The 1,403-nt window shown below is 52.7% G+C and carries 3 protein-coding genes; all 3 read right to left on the bottom strand.

What is annotated here, in order from left to right; all coding sequences use genetic code 11:
* Positions 1-63: 63 nt before the first annotated feature.
* Positions 64-609 (bottom strand): transcription termination/antitermination protein NusG, encoded by a 546-nt coding sequence (gene nusG, locus HMPREF9538_RS14760; protein WP_001287521.1) that lies wholly within the window; start codon positions 607-609, stop codon positions 64-66.
* 1 nt (position 610) lies between these two features.
* On the bottom strand, positions 611-994 hold the full coding sequence (secE, locus tag HMPREF9538_RS14765; protein ID WP_002883772.1) for a preprotein translocase subunit SecE: 384 nt from the start codon (positions 992-994) through the stop codon (positions 611-613).
* A 336-nt stretch (positions 995-1,330) separates the two neighbouring features.
* Positions 1,331-1,403: hypothetical protein (locus HMPREF9538_RS29860; protein WP_001680644.1), on the bottom strand; the 73-nt coding region annotated here is incomplete at its 5' end.

Genomic DNA, 1,403 nt, shown 5'->3' with positions numbered 1-1,403 from the left:
GAAATTGTATGCCAATTTCGCGCCCTATGCAACGATTAAATCGCTGCTTTTTTGATCGCCGGCTTACGCCTTCTCAACCTGGCTGAAGTCCAGTTCTACCGGGGTCGCACGACCGAAGATAGAAACGGAAACTTTCAGGCGGGACTTCTCATAGTCCACTTCTTCCACCACGCCGTTAAAGTCAGCGAACGGACCGTCGTTAACGCGAACCATTTCACCCGGTTCAAACAGCGTTTTCGGACGCGGCTTATCGCCAACCTGCTGCAGACGATTCATGATGGCGTCGACTTCTTTGTCGCTGATCGGCGCCGGACGGTCAGAGGTGCCGCCGATGAAGCCCATCACGCGCGGTACGCTGCGCACCAGGTGCCAGCTTGCGTCGTTCATGACCATCTGAACCAGGACATAGCCCGGGAAGAATTTACGTTCGCTTTTGCGACGCTGGCCGCCACGGATCTCAACCACTTCTTCGGTCGGGACCATGACTTCGCCAAATAACTCTTCCATGTTGTGTAATTTGATATGTTCACGCAGCGACGTGGCTACGCGACCTTCAAAACCGGAAAACGCCTGAACGACGTACCAGCGCTTTTTAGGAGCTTCAGACATCTCAGAACCTCAGGCCAGTGATAAAGGAGACCAGGCGAACCAGAATACCATCCAGTCCCCACAGGATCAGTGACATTACTGCAGTCACGGCAGCAACAATCAGCGTAGTATGCAGCGTTTCCTGGCGAGTCGGCCAAATCACTTTACGAACTTCGGTTCTCGCTTCGCGAGCAAAAGCAACGGTCGCCTTACCTTTCGTCGTCAACAGCGCGACGCCACCGGCAGCAGCAATAAGAATAACCACGGCCAGCGCACGCACCGCCAGCATAATGTCACGATAAAGGAAGTTGCCCACGATCGCCACGATCAGCAGCACGGCAACGATAATCCACTTCATCGCTTCCAGGCCGCGCCCGCTCCCTTGAGCTTCGGTATTCGCACTCATAAACCAACCTGTCAGAAGTATTCTACAAACAATTTCACCCCGCGGGGGCGAGGCGATCCAAACCGAAATTAAGTTTCGGATTATACACTTAACTATTCAAATTGCTTCAATGTTGACGGTGGTGTCACCCCTGCCCTGCTGTTGCAAAGAAGGAGTTGATTAGCCGTCGCCCTGAGGCTCGAATGGTTTGGTGTATAAACGCCCTCTTCAGAGCCTGTCTCAGCAATGATTATGACAAATAAAATCACTGATGAGCCAGGTTCTGGTGTGAAAGCGTGCAAAAAGGGCATCAAATGATGCCCTTTTATTGCGCATTGCGTCAAATGTTATCAGCGATTAGCCGAGAACTTTAGCAACCACGCCCGCGCCAACGGTACGACCGCCTTCACGGATTGCGAAACGCAGACCG

Source organism: Klebsiella sp. MS 92-3 (genome assembly GCF_000195655.1).
GTDB classification, from domain to species: Bacteria; Pseudomonadota; Gammaproteobacteria; order Enterobacterales; family Enterobacteriaceae; genus Klebsiella; species Klebsiella pneumoniae.
The sequence above is the reverse complement of the archived record's forward strand: the minus strand, read 5'-3'. Positions and strand labels throughout refer to the sequence as shown.